Consider the following 14,808-nt stretch of genomic DNA (forward strand, 5'->3'; position numbering starts at 1 on the left):
GGGGGGCCCGGGGGGGGGGGGGGGGGGGGGGGGGGGGGGGGGGGGGGGGGGGGGGGGGGGGGGCGGCAGGGGGGGGCCGGCCCGGGGGGCGGCGCCGTCGGGTGCGGTGCGGTGCGGTGCGGTGTGCGGGCGGGGAGGGTCAGCCGGCGGCGGCCTCGGTGAGCAGCCGGGCGTCCAGGGCGCGGACCGCCTCGTCCGCCGCGCGGGCGGTCTCCAGGTCGTCCGGGGCGCCGATGATGGCCATGAACGACTCCACGACCGACTGCTTCAGCGTGTCGGTGGAAGGATCCTGCTGGGTCATGGGTGTGCTCCTCCGGTGGCCCCGGGTGGGGCCGGTGGTCGCGGGCGAGGGGGTCAGAAGGCGTTGCAGGCGCGGAAGATGTGCGCGAACGAGGCGAGCGAGGCCGGGCCCTGGAACGCCACGTACTCGGGCAGCAGCACGTCCGGCGCCCACTTCTCCTTGTAGGCGAGCTGGGTCTGCGCCGGGTAGATCGCCTCGCCCTCGGCCCACAGGAAGTGCATCAGCCACTGGAACGACGGGCTGTAGCCCGGCAGTTCGTTCTCCTGGCCGAGCCCGGTGAACGGGGTGAAGCCGAAGTGGAGCCACTCGACGCCCTCGCTGCGGAACACCTCGACGGCGGTGGAGTTGATCGCCTCCATCAGGCCGGGGGAGCCGCCCGGGATGCGCCGGCTCAGGTCGTGCATCCAGCCGGCCCGGGCGCCGTACACCGGGGAGTAGGAGATGTAGCCGACCGGTGCGCCGTCGATGGTGCCGACGAACAGCCGCCGGTGCTCCTGCGCGGGGCCGCCGATCTGGCCGACCAGGAACTCCAGCTGGCGGGCGTGCTCGCCCTTGGAACCGAGCCAGGCGCCGTCGATCTCCGCGATGCCGTCCTGCCAGTCCTCGGCCGCGACCTCGGTGACCTGGAGGCCGTTGCGGAAGGCTCGGGAGATCTTGTTCCGCAGCTGCATGAAGCGGGTGCCGCGCAGCCCGAAGTCCGGCAGGTGGACGGCCCAGGAGGCGCCGATCTGGTTGACGGTGAAGCCGTGGGCGGCGTAGCGCTCGGCGTCGGAGCGCTGCAACTGGACGGCGACCAGCTGGAGCTGCTCCTGCCGGGCGTGGTCGACCAGGCCGTCGAGGAGCAGGTCGTAGGTCTCCGGCGCGACGAACGGGCCGCCGAACTGGACGAGGTGCCGGCCGGTGCGGCGGTAGACGGCGACGCCGTCCGCGCCGGGGGTGGTGAAGACGCTGTTGCCGGAGTTGAGGGCGAGGAACGAGCTCGGGTTCTCCGACCCGGTGTGGGCGCGGATGGCCGACAGGACCGGGCTCTCGGTCGCGGTCGCGGCGGACGGTGACATCTGGATTTCCCTTCGCGGACGGGTGGCGGTGCAGCAAGTACAGCACTCGGAATTGTCGGTGGGAAAGGGCTGGAGAAAGCCTGTGGTGCGGCGTCAGGAAGGCGTCAGAGGGCTGTCAGAAAAAGCTGACACGGTGCCCGGCCGCCTTCCCCCGGGAGTCGGGTGCCGGGCGTTTCGGGGCCGGACCGGCCCGGTAGCGCGGCATCAGTCCCGCGTCAGGCGCGGGTCAGACCCGCTTGTCACCATCAAGTCGATTCGGACATGGACCGTGCCTTCGGAAAGGCCAGACGATGCTTCTTGACGAAACGGCGGCGGAGATTCTTCCCGGCAATTCCGGCGGCCGGGAAAAGCCGCTGAGCAGCTACCCGCTGTACATCGCCGGAAAGGACGTGGAGGGCGACGGCTGGGTCTACACCGTGAGCGCCCGGTCGCTGCTGGAGGACGTGTTCACCAGCGTCAGCCTGAAGCGCGCCCTGGAGCAGGACCCGGACTCGGACGCCGCCCAGCACCCCTACGTGGTGGGCCGCTGCGCGATCGCCGGCGACGCCGCGATCGACCTCGCCACCGAGGCCGCGGCCGCGGCCGCGCCCGGCTGGGCGGCCGTCCCGCTGGAGCGCCGGCTGCGGCTGGGCACCCTGTTCCGCGAGGAACTGCTGCGCCGCCAGGACGAGTTCGTCGACATGCTGGTCTCCGAGGCGCACCCGGTGAAGCTGGCCCGCTGGGAGCTCAGCTGCCTGTTGCAGGTGTACAGCGAGGAGAGCATCGACTGGTACCGCCAGCGGATGCACACCGAGTTCGACCACAACGGCCGCCGCCTGATCGTCCGCCGGCAGCCCGACGGCGTGGTCGGCTTCAACCCGCCGCAGAACGCCCCGGCACCGAGCGCCGCGCTGGCGGTGCTCGCGCTGATGGCGGGCAACGCCGTGGTCGTCCGCGCCCCGCGCTCGATCGCGCTGTCCACCATGTGGGTGCTGCGCGACGTGGTCGCCCCGCTGCTGGACGAGGTCGGCGCCCCGCCCGGGGTGCTGAACGCGGTGTGCAGCAACCCCAAGCAGACGCTGGACCGCTGGGTGCGGAGCCCGCTGGTCGACGACATCTTCTACATCGGCGGCAGCCAGGAGGGCCTGCGCTTCCAGGAGCAGTGCGTCGCGCACGGCAAGAAGCCGATCCTGGAGCTGGCCGGCAACGACGGCATCATCATCTGGGAGGGCGCGGACCTCACGTACGCGGCCGAGGCGATCCGGGAGTCCTTCTACGGCTCCGGCCAGATCTGCATGGTGCCCAACTACGTGCTGGTGCACCCCGCGATCGCCGACGAGCTGATCGAGGAGGTCAAGAAGCAGGTCGCCACCGTCCGGCCGGGCTACCCGGAGGACCCGGAGGTGCTGCTCTCCCCGGTCCGCCGCAGCGAGAAGTTCTTCGGGCTGCTGAAGCAGACCCTGGACCTGGGGGCCGAGCTGGTCACCGGCGGCCTGCGCACCGAGGTCGACGGCACGCCGTCCGAGACCGGGGTGTTCCTGCAGCCCACCGTGGTCCGGGTGAACGGCCTGGCCGGCGCCCGCGAGCACGACGTCGTCCGGCACGAGACCTTCTTCCCGCTGCTGCCGATCGTGGTGCCCGAGGCGGCGCCCAACGACCAGCTGCTGGACAGCTTCATCGACTTCGTCAACAGCAACGAGTACGGCCTGCGCAACTCGCTCTGGGCGAAGTCCGCGCGGGTGATCAACGCCTTCGTGCAGCGGGTCACCAACGGCGGCCTGCTGAAGATCAACGACTCGCACATCGGCTTCCTGCCGTACCTGCCCAGCCACGGCGGCACCGGTCTGACCGGCGGTGTCTACGGCGAGGCCAACTACCCGATGCTCAAGACCTCGCACATCCAGGGCGTCAGCGTCGCCCGCGACGTCAGCCCGATCGAGGCCGTCTTCGGCACCTTCGACGCCTGAGCCGTCCGGCCGGACCGCACCGTCCCGTCCGATCGCCGCGCGCCGACCGGCCGCCGCGCCCCGCCCCGTCCGACCCCCGCTGGAGGTTGTCCTGCCATGCGCTCCCTCGAAACCGCTCGCGCGACCAGTGAGCGGTACCACCCCGGGCTGGTGAAGGCCCTCGCCGACATCCCGTACGCCGAGCGGGAGGCCGCCGACAGCCCGGTGATCGACCTGTTCCGGGCGCACGACGGCGTCGCCCTGCTGGTCCCGGTCGCCTACGGCGGCCACGGCGCCGACCCGCTGGACGCCGTCCGGGTGCAGCGCGCGCTCGGCGCGCTGTCGCCCTCGCTGGCCGCCGCGGTGACCATGCACCACTTCACCGCCGCGATGCTGTACGCGCTGGCCGACGAGACCGGCCGGCTGACCGAACGGCAGCTGTCGCTGCTGCACAGCGTCGTCCCCGAGCAGCGGCTGATGGCCTCCGGCTGGGCCGAGGGCCGCACCCAGCAGAACATCCTGACCCCGGCGGTGACCGCCGCCGTCACGGTCGGCGGCTACCGGCTGAACGGCTCCAAGAAGCCCTGCAGCCTGGCCGGTTCGATGAACCTGCTGACCGCCTCGATCGCGGTGCCGGGCGCCGACGGCACCCCGGAACTGGCGCTCGCCCTGATCCCCGCCGACTCGCCCGGCCTCAGCGTGCACCCCTTCTGGGGCAACGAGGTGCTGGCCGCCGCCGAGAGCGACGAGGTCCAGCTGGCCGACGTGTTCGTGCCCGAGGAGCTGGTGATCCGCACCTCCGAGGAGGACCCGCACCGGATCGAGGACCTGCAGAACGCCGGCTTCGTCTGGTTCGAGCTGCTGATCTCGGCCGGCTACCTCGGAGCCGCCTCCGCCCTGGTCGAGGAGGTGCTGCGGCGCGAGCGCGGCAGTGCCGGCGACCGGGCCGACGCGGCGATCCGGGTCGAGTCCGCGGCCGCCCTGCTGGAGGGCACCGCCCGCGCGGTGCGCGACGGCGTCGGCGGCGAGGAGGCGGTCGCCCAGGTGCTGGTCGCCCGGTTCGCCGCGCAGGAGGCGCTGAACCGCGCCAGCGACCAGGCCCTGGAGCTGCTCGGCGGGCTGGACTTCATCCGCTCCGGCGACCACTCCCGGCAGGCCACCGCCGTACGCCCGCTGGCCTTCCACCCGCCGTCCCGGGCCAGTGCCGCCGGAGCGCTGCTGGCGTACCTCAACGGCGACCCCCTCGACCTGTCCTGACCGGCAGCCACCTGGCGAAGGAGCTCGGAAAAGTGACCCTGATCGACGACGACATCCGCATCGACCTGCCGCCGGCGGACACCGAGGGCGAGATCCTCGACCTGTACCGCGCGCACCTCAGCAAGGGCCGGGCGACCCTCGCCGAACTCTTCGGCAGCCACATGGAGGTGGAGTCCTCCGGAGCCTGGCTGACCACCAGCGACGGCGAACGCTTCCTGAACGCCGGCGGCTACGGGGTGTTCATCATGGGCGCCCGCCACCCGCTGGTCATCGAGGCCGTCACCCGCCAGCTGAACACCCACCCGGTCGCCACCCGGATCCTGCTGGAGCCCACCGTCGCCCGCGCCGCCGAGGCGCTGACCTCGATCACGCCGCCCGGCCTGGACCGGGTGCACTTCGCGCTCTCCGGCGCCGAGGCGGTGGAGACCGGCCTCAAGCTGGCCCGGGCGAACGGGCGCAAGCGCACCGTCTCGTTCACCGGCGGCTACCACGGCAAGACCCTGGGCGCCCTGTCGGCCACCGCCAAGGAGGTCTACCAGGCACCGTTCCGCCCGCTGATCCCGGACGTCACGCACCTGCCGTACGGCGACGAGGACGCGCTGCGCGCCGAGCTGGCCGCCCACCCGGGCGAGGTCTGCGTGATCATCGAGCCGGTGCAGGGCGAGGGCGGCGTGATCATCCCGCCGAGGGGCTACCTCAAGCGGGTCGAGGAGCTGGTCCGCGAGTTCGACGGCTTCCTGATCCTGGACGAGGTGCAGACCGGCTTCGGCCGGCTCGGCGAGTGGTGGGGCGCCGACGTCGAGGGCGTCCAGCCGGACGTGCTGCTGGCCGGCAAGGCGCTCGGCGGCGGCGTGGTGCCGGTGTCGGCGGCCATCGCCACCCGGCAGGCCTTCAAGCCCTTCGACAAGGACCCGTACATCCACACCGCCACCTTCTCCGGCCAGCCGCTGCTGATGGCGGCCGTGCAGGGCGCCGTCCAGGCGATCAAGGAGGAGCGGCTGGTCACCCGCTCGCAGGACCTCGGCGCCCGGCTGCTGCCGGCGATCGCCGAGATCGCCCACCGCAACATCCCCGACCTGGTGGTGGACGTCCGCGGCCAGGGCCTGCTGATCGGCGTCGAGCTGGTCGAGGCCGGGCTGGCCGGCGAGCTGCTGATCGAGCTCTTCAACCACGGCGTGGTCGCCAACCACTCGATGAACGGCAGCTCGGTGGTGCGCTTCACCCCGCCGGCCGTCATGAGCGACACCGACGTCGAGTACCTGCTCGACGCGTTCCACAAGGCCACCCTCGACCTGATCGCGGGCTCGGCCACGATGCCGGAAGGCGGTAACTGACCCATGCGACACGTCGAACTCGACGCCGTGGTGAGCTCCGAGCGCGCCGAGGACGTCTACGCGGCCGTCCTGCACTGGGAGCGCTACCCGGAGCTGGCCCCGCACGTCCGGGCCACCACCGTGCACGCCACCCTCCCCGAGCCGGTCGGCAGCTCCAGCTGGGAGCTGCACTTCCGCAGCGGCCTGCTGCGCTGGACCGAGACCGACACCTTCCTGCCGGACGAGCTGACGATCAGGTTCGAGCAGACCGACGGCGACTTCGACAGCTTCACCGGCAGCTGGCGGCTGGAGCAGGACGGCGCCGACGTCACCGTGCACTTCGAGGCCGACTTCGACTTCGGCATCCCCAGCCTGGAGGGCATCCTCGACCCGATCGCCGAGCGGGTCATCCGGGAGACCGTCGCCTGGGCCGTCACCGGCCTGTTCGCCGGCACCCGGATCGTCGGCGACACCGAGCTCGTCACCCCGGCCCCGGCCGCCCGCTGACCGCCCGTCCCTCCAGGAGCTGAATCCATGGACCAGGCAAACCCCTTCGAGACCCCGAGAACCTACTCGCTGCACCGCGCCGAGTACCTGGTGGCGTTCGCGGTCACCACCGGCCTGATCGTCGCCCACCTCGGCGACATCCGGTGGCTCCCGGCGGTCGGGCTGTTCCTCTACATCGACCTGATCGGCTACATCCCGGGCGCCGTCGCCTTCAAGAAGGCCGGCGGGCGGCCGATCGCCAAGGGCTACTACGTCGCCTACAACGTCATGCACAGCCTGATCACCCAGGGCGCGGTCGCCGCCCTGTGGTGCTGGCTGGTCAAGCCAGAGTGGGCGCTGCTGGTGCTCCCGTTCCACCTGTTCGGTGACCGCGGCCTGTTCGGCAACTTCATGAAGTCCTTCGCGCTGCCCTTCGAGCCCGTCCGGCAGACCGGCTACCTGAGACTGCTGGACGACCTGGGCCTCGCCCACCCCAAGCCGCTCGGCCACACCTTCGACCCGGTCCCGGTCGGCCACGTCCGGCCCGTCCACCGGCCGTCCGTCCGGGGAGAGGCCGCACCGGAGCCGGTCCTGCCGGGAGTCTCCCGGTGACCAGCGCCGTCGAGACCGCCCCGAGCCCGGCGCAGCTGCGCCGCCGAGCGCTGCGCCACCTCGCCTCGCCGGTGTCCGTCCTGACGGTCAGTCACGGCGGACGGCTGCACGGCACGACGGTGTCCACCGTGACCACCGTCTCGCTCACCCCGCTGATCCTCGGCGCCTGCCTGAAGTCCGGCTCGGTGCTCGCCGAACTCGCCGTCGCCGAGGGCCGGTTCGCGGTCAACGTGCTCGGCGGCGGGCAGGGCGGGGTGGCCCGCTGGTTCGCCGACAGCTCCCGTCCGGACGGCGCCCGGCAGTTCGACGGGCTGCCGTGGAGCTCCGCGCCGTACGCGGACGCCCCGCTGCTCGACGGCGCCCTGGCGCACTACGCCTGCCGGGTCACCGAGTGCGTCCGGGTCGGCGACCACGAGGTGCTGCTCGGCCAGGTGGTGCACGCGGCCACCGGCGAGGGCGCCCCGCTGCTCAGCTTCGCCGGCGGCCTGTTCGCCGGCGCCCTCCAGCCGGCCCCGGGCGCCTGATCCCCACGTCACCCCTAGCGAGGAGTACGAACATGACCGGTTCAGTGGCACCCGAGGCGGACTGGGACAGGGCTCCCGGACTGCTGGACGGAGCCAAGGAGCTCGCGCTCGGCCCGGAGCAGTGCAACCTGGCCTACTGGATCACCGAGGTCGCGCAGGGCACCCTTCGCGAGCGCGGTGTCACCGGGCACCACGAGAGCGCCGTGGTCCCCGAGTTCCTGAGGCGCCCCGGCCCGCTGCGCGAGGCGCTGACCCTGGAGTTCGGCTTCCGGGGCCTGTCCGAGGAGATCGCCACCCGGCTGCTCTCGTACTACGTGGCGATCGCCCCGGGCATCCCGGAGCTGGAGTTCTACGCCACCCAGCTGCTCGACGAGGCCCGGCACGCCCGGGTGTTCCGCAACCACCTGGTCGAACTCGGGCTGCCCGAGGCGACGGTGCTGCGGGACATCGAGGCGATGGCGTCCGAGTACCGGCGCACGGTGCTCCAGCCGGTCGAGGACTTCACCCTGGACATCGTCCGCGACCAGGGCGACTTCATCGGCGGGGTGGCGGTCTTCGCGATCGTGATCGAGGGCGTGCTCGCCCCGGCCGCCGAGCTGAGCGAGCGCAAGTGGACCCCGCTCTCCCCGGCCACCGGCGAGATCTCCCGCGGCACGGCGATCGACGAGATCCGCCACCTGACCGTGGCCAGCACCATCCTGCGCGACCACGTCGCCGCCCACCCGGAGTACCGGCCGCGACTGCTGGAGATCCTGCGGGCCGGCGTGAAGCTCTGGGACGAGATCCCGGACAAGCCGTTCGTGATCCACCGCGAGGAGCTCTTCCAGCAGGGCATGGCCGACCACGCGGACCTGATCGGCGACTACGAGGTCTGGCCCGGCGTCCGGCTGCTCGACACCGACCCCGAGCAGCGCTACGCGATGGCCGAGCAGTGGACCGACGAGATGGCCGAGGCCCGGATGGCGTACATGGGCCTGCCGGTCGAGGTGCTCTCCGGCGACCGGGGTGACGCGGTATGACCGCCGCCGTACCGCCCCCGGGCCGGGCCGCGGTGGTCGCCGGGATCGGCGCCTACGTCCCGCCGGACCTGGTGACCAACGGGGACCTGGTGAACCGGCTGGACACCTCGGACGAGTGGATCCGCACCCGGACCGGCATCGCCACCCGGCACATGGTCGCCCCCGGCACCGCCACCTCCGACCTCGCGGTGGAGGCCGGCCGCCGGGCCCTGAAGTCGGCCGACGACTCCCAGGTCGACGCCGTCGTGCTGGCCACCACCACCCCCGACCACCTGTGCCCGGCCACCGCCCCGGCGGTCGCCGCCCGGCTCGGGCTCGGCGGGGTGGCCGCCTTCGACGTCTCGGCGGTCTGCACCGGGTTCCTGTACGGGCTGGCGACCGCGGCGGGCCTGATCGCCTCGGGGCTCGCCGAGCGGGTGCTGCTGATCGCCGCCGACGCGTTCACCACCATCATCGACCCGGCCGACCGCTCCACCGCGGTGATCTTCGCCGACGGCGCCGGCGCCGTGGTGCTGCGGGCCGGCACGGCCGACGAGCCCGGTGCGATCGGCCCGATCGTCCTGGGCAGCGACGGCGACAACGCCGAGCTGATCACCGTCCCCGGCGGCGGCTCGCGCCACCGGTCCGAGCGGCGGACGGCGCAACCCGGCGACGAGTACTTCCAGATGGCCGGCCGCGCCACCTACCGGCACGCGGTGGAGCGGATGACCGAGGCCTCCCTCCAGGCCGTCGGCACGGCCGGCTGGGAGATCGGCCACCTCGACCGCTTCGCCGCGCACCAGGCCAACGCCCGGATCCTCCAGGCGGTGGCCGAACGGCTCGACATCCCGGTCGAGCGCCGGCTCTCCAACATCGAGCGGGTCGGGAACACCGGCGCCGCGTCCATCCCGCTGCTGCTCGCCCAGGCCGCCGAGCGCGGCGAACTGCGGCCCGGCCACCGGGTGCTGCTCACCGCCTTCGGCGGCGGGCTGGCCTGGGGGGCCACCACGGTCACCTGGCCGGACCTGTCGTCGCACTGAGCCGCACCCGTCCCACCGCGCACCCGACCCACCGCACACCCGTCCCGCGTTCCACGTCCCGGAAGGACAGCACGATGTTCGAAACGCTCAAGGAGATCCTGGTCAGCAAGCTCAAGGTGACGCCCGAGCAGGTCACCCCGGAGGCCACCAAGGAGGACGTGGAGCTCGACTCGCTCGCCGTCGTCGAGCTCTCCCTCGTCCTGGAGAAGGAGCTCGGCATCGAGATCAGCGACGACGAGCTGCTGGACGCCGAGACCATCGGCGAGATGGCGCTCCTGATCGAAGAGCGGAGCGCACGGGTCTGATGGCCGGCATCGACGTCGCCGTGACCGGGCTCGGCCTGGTCACCCCGGCCGGGATCGGGACCGCCGCGAGCTGGGCGGCGGTCCTGGACGGCCGCCCGACCGCCGCGCTCGACCCGGCGCTGGAGGGGAACCCGGTGCGGATCTCCTGCCGGGTGCCCGACTGGGACGCCGGGCGGCTGCTGGGCGGCCGCCGGGCGCACCGGCTGGACCGCTTCACCCAGTTCGCCCTGGTCGCGGCCGCCGAGGCGATCGCCGATGCCGGGCTGGACCCGAGGACCTGGGACGGCGCGCGGGTCGGCGTGGTGCTGGGCTGCGCCGACGGCGGTCCCGGGACGGTGGAGGCCCAGCACCGGGTGCTGGTCGAGGAGTCCCCGGCCCGGGTCTCCCCGCTGCTGCTGCCGATGCAGCTGCCCAACATGCTGGCCGGGCAGACCGCGATCGAGTTCGGCGCCACCGGCCCCAACCTGGTGGTCGCCACCGCCTGCGCCTCCGGTGCCACCGCCGTCGGCACCGCCCGCGACCTGCTCCTGCTGGACCGCTGCGACATCGTCGTGGCCGGGGGCAGCGAGGCCATGATCACCCCACTGGTCATGGCCGGCTTCGCCCAGATGGGCGCCCTCTCCCGCCGCGAGGACGACCCGGCGACGGCCTCCCGGCCGTTCGACCGGGACCGCGACGGCTTCGTGGCGGGAGAGGGCGCCGGGGTGCTGGTCCTGGAACGGGCCGCCGACGCCCGGGCCAGGGGAGCCCGGGTCCGGGCCCGGATCGCCGGGTACGGAGCCACCGCCGACGCCCACCACATGACCTCGCCGCACCCCCGGGGGCTCGGCGTGGAGAGCGCCGTGCGCACCGCGCTCGCCGACGCCGGAGCCGCTCCCGGCGACGTCCGGTACGTGAACGCGCACGGCACCGCCACCCCGCTCAACGACCTGGCCGAGGCCCGGATGATCCGGCGGACGCTGACCGGCGACCCGCTGGTCAGCTCCACCAAGGGCGTCACCGGCCACCTGCTGGGCGCGGCGGGCGCGGTCGAGGCGGTCTTCACCGTGCTGTCGATCGAACAGCAGGTGGTGCCGCCCACGGCCAACCTGCACACCCTCGACCCGGAGCTGGAGATCAAGGTCGCCACCGAGCGCACCGGCACCGCGATCGACCTGGCCCTCAGCAACTCCCTCGGCTTCGGCGGACAGAACGCGGTGCTGGCGATCGCCGCACCCTGACCGGCCGAAACCGGCGCGACGGGCCCGGGTAGGCCTCCCCCTCCGCCCTCGGCCCGTCGCGCCGGATCCCTCCCCTCCTCCACCTGGAGCGCCCCGATGACCGCCGAACCCCAGACCTCCAGACGCCTGACCACCGGTCACATCGTCTTCCTCGTCGTCGCCGCCGCGGCCCCGCTCTCCGCCATGGTCGGCACCGTCCCGCTGGCCTTCGCGATCGGCACCGGCGCCGGCGTCCCCGCCGCGTTCGCCTTCGCCGGAATCACCCTGCTGTGCTTCTCGGTCGGGTACGCGGTGAGCGCCCGCCGGACCGGCGGCGCGGGCGGCTTCTACGCCTCCGTCGCCGACGGCCTCGGCCGCCCGCCGGCCGTCGGCAGCGGCTTCGTCGCGCTGCTCGCCTACAACTGCGCGACCGTCGGACTGGTCGGCGCGCTCGGTTACTTCACCCAGCTGGTGCTGGCCGCCCACGGCCTGGACCTGCCCTGGCAGCTGTGCGCCGCCGTCGGCCTGGCGGCCGTCGCGGTGCTGGGCTACCGCGACATCGCGGTCAGCGCCCGGCTGCTGGCCGTGCTGATGGTCGGCGAGATCGGCGTGCTCGCCGCGCTGGACGCCGCGATCCTCCAGCGGCACGGTGCCTCGGCCCTGCCGCTGGACTCCTTCGCCCCGCACACCGCGGTCGGCCCCGGCCTGGGCGTCTCGCTGATGTTCGCGTTCGTCTCCTTCATCGGCTTCGAGTCCGCGGCGCTGTACGGCCAGGAGGCGAAGGACCCGCGGCGCAGCGTGCCGCGCGCCACCTACGTGGCCGTGCTGCTGATCGCCGGCTTCTACGCGCTCACCAGCTGGGCGGCGGTCGGTGCGCTGGGCGGCGACGCCGTCCGGCAGACCGCCGGGGAGCAGATGGGCGACCTGTTCTTCGTGCTGGGCGCCGACTACCTGGGCGGCAGCGGCGCCACGGTGCTGCAGATCATGCTGTGCACCAGCCTGTTCGCCGCCACGCTGGCCCTGCACAGCGCCGCCAACCGGTACGCCCAGGTGCTCGCCGGCGACGGCCTGCTGCCGCGCGCCCTGGCCGCCGCGCACCCCCGCCACGCCTCCCCGCACCGGGCCAGCGTGGTGCAGAGCGTGCTGAGCGCGCTGGTGGTGACCGGCTTCGCCCTCGCGGGCCTGGACCCGTACGCGGACCTGACCACCAGCATGCTGGGGCTGGGGACGCTCGGCATCGTGGTGCTCCAGGCGCTGGCCGCGCTGGCGGTGCTGGGGCTGGCCCGCAAGGGCGTCCGGGCCGGCCGCTGGCAGGGCGTGGTGGCGCCGCTGCTGGGCCTGGCCGGCCTGTCGGCCACGGTCTGGCTGGTGGTCGGCAACTTCGACCTGCTGACCGGGACGCACAACGCCCTGGTCTCCGCGCTGCCCTGGAGCGTTCCGCTGGTCGGCCTGGCCGGCCTCGGGTACGGCTGGTGGCTGCGCGCGGCCCGGCCGCGCCGCTACGTCCGCCTCACCGGTTCCCGGCCTGCCGTTCCCGCGCCGGCCGCGCGCCGCGTCCCCGACCTGGTCACCACCCGCTGACCCCGTCCGCCTCCCGAGGAGAGTGCCGTGCACGACGTACGTGAGCTGATCGAGCTGGGTCCGGAGGCGGTGCGCCGTCTCGCCCGGCGCCGGTACCGGTTGGACCTGGAGGTGCTGGGGGCCGCGCACCGGCGCCGCGGCGAGGGCCTGGAGGCGGTGGCCGCGCTGCGCGGCGAGCTGAAGCGGGCCTCCCGCGGGCCGCGCCCGACCGAGGAGGGCCGGGAGGAGCTGCGGCGACTGCGGGAGCGGGTGCAGCAGGCGGAGGCGGCCGTGCGCGCCGCCGAACTGGAGCTGGAGGAGGCCCTGTTGGGCATCCCCAACCTGCCGCTGGACGCGGTTCCGGACGGGGACAGCGAGAAGGAGGCGGTGGAGGTCCGCCGGGGCGGGCCGCCGCCGCGTCCGGCGGCCGGGGCGGCCCGCCACCATGCGGACCTCGGCGAGTCGCTCGGCGTGCTGGACGCGACCCGGGCGGCCGCGCTCTCCGGCGCCCGGTTCAGTGTCAGCCGTGGGCCGGGGGCCCGGCTGGAGCGCGCCCTGGCGTCGTTCCTGCTGGACCTGCACACCGAGGAGCACGGCTACACCGAGTACGCGGTGCCGCACCTGGTGAACCGCGAGACGATGACCGGCACCGGCCAGCTCCCCAAGTTCCAGGAGGAGTTGTTCGCCACCGCGGTCGGCGGTCGGGAGCTGTTCCTGATCCCGACCGCCGAGGTGCCGCTCACCAACCTGGTGGCCGGGGAGCTGCTGGACACCCGGGCCCTGCCGATCGCGATGACCGCCCGCACGCCGTGCTACCGCGCCGAGGCCGGCTCGTACGGGCGCGACACCCGCGGGGTGCTGCGGCTGCACCAGTTCGAGAAGGTGGAGCTGGTGCGGATCTGCGTCCTCGACGACGCCCCGGCGCAGCTCGAACTGATGGTCGGCCAGGTGGAGGAGTGCCTGCGCCGGCTGGAGCTCGCCTACCGGGTGGTGCTGCTGCCCGCCGGGGACATGGGCTTCTCGGCCCGGATGACCTACGACATCGAGGTCTGGCTGCCGGGCAGCGACTCCTACCGGGAGATCTCCTCGGTGTCGGACTGCGGCGCCTTCCAGGCCCGCCGGGCCGGCATCCGGCACCGGACGGCCGAGGGCCGCAAGCTGCCGGCCGCCACCCTGAACGGCTCGGCGCTGCCGATCGGCCGGACGGTGGCCGCGCTGCTGGAACAGGGCGTGCAGCCGGACGGCTCGGTGCTGCTGCCCGAGGCGCTGGTGCCGTACACGGGTTTCCGCCGGATCCTGCCCGGTGGCGCGGTCGAGCGCTGAACGGCCGACGGCGCGGCGCCCGCGGGGGCGTCGCGCCGTCGGCGTGTCCGCCGGCCGGGCCGTTCAGGCGGTGCGCAGCAGGTGCCGGGCGGCCGGCTGGTGCAGCGCCGGGGCCTGGATCAGCACCTCCCGGAACAGCTGCTTGAGCTGCGGGGACGGCTCCATGCCGAGCTCGTCGACCAGGCGCTGGCGGGCGCTGTTGTAGACCTCGACGGCCTCGGCCTGGCGGCCCGAGCGGTAGAGCGCCCGCATCAGCATCTCGGTGATCCGCTCGCGCCACGGGTGGGCGACGCTCATCCGCTTCAACTCGCCGATGACGTGGGTCGGTTCGCCCCACAGTGCGTCCACCCAGAGCCGGTCCTCCTGGGCGGCCAGGTGCTCCTCGTCCAGTTGCAGGGCGACGCTCTGGCACAGCGGGCCGGGCGCCGCGTCCTGCATCGGGCTGCCCTGCCAGAGCCCGAGGGCGTCGGCCAGCAGCGTGCCGGCCACCTCCGGGTCGCCGGAGACGGCGTGCCGGGCGGCGGCCAGCCGCTCCCGGAAGAGGAACACGTCCACGTCCTCCGGGGCGACGTCCAGGATGTAGCCGGAGGCCTGGGTGATCAGCGGCGGTACGTCGCCGTGCGGGCCGCCCAGCCGGCGCAGCGTACGGCGCAGCCGGGAGACGTGGGCCTGGAGCGAGTTCTCCACGGTGGCCGGCGGGCGGTCGCCCCAGAGCTCGGTGTAGAGCTGCTCGGTGGGCACCAGCCGGCGGGCCCGGATCAGCAGGGTGGCCAGCAGGGTGCGCTGTCTCGTGCCGGGCACGGTGGCGAAGCGGCCGTTGACGACCGTGCCGACCGGGCCCAGGATCCTGAACTGCATGTGTTCCCCCTGTGGTGATGTGCGGTTGGTTGCCGGCGGAACAGGCGTG

At 73.6% G+C, this 14,808-nt stretch carries 15 protein-coding genes; 12 read left to right on the forward strand and 3 right to left on the reverse strand.

The genetic code is table 11. The features are described 5' to 3' along the window. Nucleotides 1–139: 139 nt before the first annotated feature. A complete protein-coding gene (locus ACIOFR_RS31410; protein WP_401002629.1) occupies nt 140–301 on the reverse strand; it encodes a hypothetical protein in 162 nt (53 codons plus the stop codon). Between the two features lie 53 nt (nt 302–354). Further along, nucleotides 355–1,359 carry a DUF2156 domain-containing protein gene (locus ACIOFR_RS31415; RefSeq protein ID WP_401002630.1) on the reverse strand — a complete coding sequence of 335 codons (1,005 nt, stop codon included), beginning with the start codon at nt 1,357–1,359 and terminating at the stop codon, nt 355–357. A 290-nt stretch (nt 1,360–1,649) separates the two neighbouring features. Between ACIOFR_RS31415 and ACIOFR_RS31420 the strand changes: the two genes are divergently transcribed. The 12 genes from ACIOFR_RS31420 to serS all read left to right on the forward strand — a co-directional run bounded on the left by ACIOFR_RS31420 (nt 1,650) and on the right by serS (nt 13,901). Further along, entirely contained in the window at nt 1,650–3,305 is a 1,656-nt protein-coding gene (locus ACIOFR_RS31420) for an aldehyde dehydrogenase family protein (RefSeq protein ID WP_401002631.1), read from the forward strand. Nucleotides 3,306–3,401: 96 nt separating this feature from the next. Beyond that, nucleotides 3,402–4,541, forward strand: a complete 1,140-nt coding sequence (locus ACIOFR_RS31425; protein ID WP_401002632.1) for an acyl-CoA dehydrogenase — start codon at nt 3,402–3,404, stop codon at nt 4,539–4,541. Nucleotides 4,542–4,573: 32 nt separating this feature from the next. Further along, a complete protein-coding gene (locus ACIOFR_RS31430; protein ID WP_401002633.1) occupies nt 4,574–5,875 on the forward strand; it encodes an aspartate aminotransferase family protein in 1,302 nt (433 codons plus the stop codon). Between the two features lie 3 nt (nt 5,876–5,878). Beyond that, entirely contained in the window at nt 5,879–6,361 is a 483-nt protein-coding gene (locus tag ACIOFR_RS31435) for a type II toxin-antitoxin system RatA family toxin (RefSeq protein ID WP_401002634.1), read from the forward strand. Nucleotides 6,362–6,388: 27 nt separating this feature from the next. Beyond that, on the forward strand, nt 6,389–6,952 hold the full coding sequence (locus tag ACIOFR_RS31440) for a hypothetical protein (protein WP_401002635.1): 564 nt from the start codon (nt 6,389–6,391) through the stop codon (nt 6,950–6,952). Then, on the forward strand, nt 6,949–7,476 hold the full coding sequence (locus ACIOFR_RS31445) for a flavin reductase family protein (RefSeq protein WP_401002636.1): 528 nt from the start codon (nt 6,949–6,951) through the stop codon (nt 7,474–7,476). The genes ACIOFR_RS31440 and ACIOFR_RS31445 overlap by 4 nt, the downstream gene beginning before the upstream one ends. 32 nt (nt 7,477–7,508) lie before the next feature. Then, entirely contained in the window at nt 7,509–8,495 is a 987-nt protein-coding gene (locus ACIOFR_RS31450; protein WP_401002637.1) for a VlmB-like protein, read from the forward strand. Beyond that, nucleotides 8,492–9,514 (forward strand): beta-ketoacyl-ACP synthase III, encoded by a 1,023-nt coding sequence (locus tag ACIOFR_RS31455; protein WP_401002638.1) that lies wholly within the window; start codon nt 8,492–8,494, stop codon nt 9,512–9,514. The genes ACIOFR_RS31450 and ACIOFR_RS31455 overlap by 4 nt, the downstream gene beginning before the upstream one ends. Nucleotides 9,515–9,588: 74 nt before the next feature. Beyond that, nucleotides 9,589–9,819 carry an acyl carrier protein gene (locus ACIOFR_RS31460; protein ID WP_371497184.1) on the forward strand — a complete coding sequence of 77 codons (231 nt, stop codon included), beginning with the start codon at nt 9,589–9,591 and terminating at the stop codon, nt 9,817–9,819. After that, nucleotides 9,819–11,039, forward strand: coding sequence for a beta-ketoacyl-[acyl-carrier-protein] synthase family protein (locus tag ACIOFR_RS31465; RefSeq protein ID WP_401002639.1), 1,221 nt, complete (start codon nt 9,819–9,821; stop codon nt 11,037–11,039). Before ACIOFR_RS31460 ends, ACIOFR_RS31465 begins: the two co-directional genes overlap by 1 nt. 96 nt (nt 11,040–11,135) lie before the next feature. After that, a complete protein-coding gene (locus ACIOFR_RS31470; protein WP_401002640.1) occupies nt 11,136–12,599 on the forward strand; it encodes an APC family permease in 1,464 nt (487 codons plus the stop codon). Between the two features lie 27 nt (nt 12,600–12,626). Continuing rightward, the gene (gene serS / locus ACIOFR_RS31475; RefSeq protein ID WP_401002641.1) at nt 12,627–13,901 is read left to right on the forward strand and encodes a serine--tRNA ligase; all 1,275 of its coding nucleotides are present in this window, start codon (nt 12,627–12,629) and stop codon (nt 13,899–13,901) included. A gap of 63 nt (nt 13,902–13,964) precedes the next feature. Here serS and ACIOFR_RS31480 read toward each other — a convergent pair whose 3' ends face one another. Next, complete coding sequence (locus tag ACIOFR_RS31480; RefSeq protein WP_401002642.1) at nt 13,965–14,759, reverse strand: BTAD domain-containing putative transcriptional regulator; 795 nt, start codon at nt 14,757–14,759, stop codon at nt 13,965–13,967. Between the last annotated feature and the right edge of the window lie 49 nt (nt 14,760–14,808).

It is taken from the genome of Kitasatospora sp. NPDC088346 (assembly GCF_044740765.1).
Lineage (GTDB): Bacteria > Actinomycetota > Actinomycetes > Streptomycetales > Streptomycetaceae > Kitasatospora.

Bases quoted from the DNA above. Each gene is read 5' to 3' on its own strand.
- ACIOFR_RS31465 (WP_401002639.1), top strand. From the start codon at position 9,819: ATGGCCGGCATCGACGTCGCCGTGACCGGGCTCGGCCTGGTCACCCCG.
- ACIOFR_RS31460 (WP_371497184.1), top strand. From the start codon at position 9,589: ATGTTCGAAACGCTCAAGGAGATCCTGGTCAGCAAGCTCAAGGTGACG.
- ACIOFR_RS31440 (WP_401002635.1), top strand. From the start codon at position 6,389: ATGGACCAGGCAAACCCCTTCGAGACCCCGAGAACCTACTCGCTGCAC.
- ACIOFR_RS31415 (WP_401002630.1), bottom strand. From the start codon at position 1,359: ATGTCACCGTCCGCCGCGACCGCGACCGAGAGCCCGGTCCTGTCGGCC.
- ACIOFR_RS31470 (WP_401002640.1), top strand. From the start codon at position 11,136: ATGACCGCCGAACCCCAGACCTCCAGACGCCTGACCACCGGTCACATC.
- ACIOFR_RS31425 (WP_401002632.1), top strand. From the start codon at position 3,402: ATGCGCTCCCTCGAAACCGCTCGCGCGACCAGTGAGCGGTACCACCCC.
- ACIOFR_RS31435 (WP_401002634.1), top strand. From the start codon at position 5,879: ATGCGACACGTCGAACTCGACGCCGTGGTGAGCTCCGAGCGCGCCGAG.
- ACIOFR_RS31420 (WP_401002631.1), top strand. From the start codon at position 1,650: ATGCTTCTTGACGAAACGGCGGCGGAGATTCTTCCCGGCAATTCCGGC.
- ACIOFR_RS31450 (WP_401002637.1), top strand. From the start codon at position 7,509: ATGACCGGTTCAGTGGCACCCGAGGCGGACTGGGACAGGGCTCCCGGA.
- ACIOFR_RS31410 (WP_401002629.1), bottom strand. From the start codon at position 301: ATGACCCAGCAGGATCCTTCCACCGACACGCTGAAGCAGTCGGTCGTG.
- ACIOFR_RS31455 (WP_401002638.1), top strand. From the start codon at position 8,492: ATGACCGCCGCCGTACCGCCCCCGGGCCGGGCCGCGGTGGTCGCCGGG.
- ACIOFR_RS31480 (WP_401002642.1), bottom strand. From the start codon at position 14,759: ATGCAGTTCAGGATCCTGGGCCCGGTCGGCACGGTCGTCAACGGCCGC.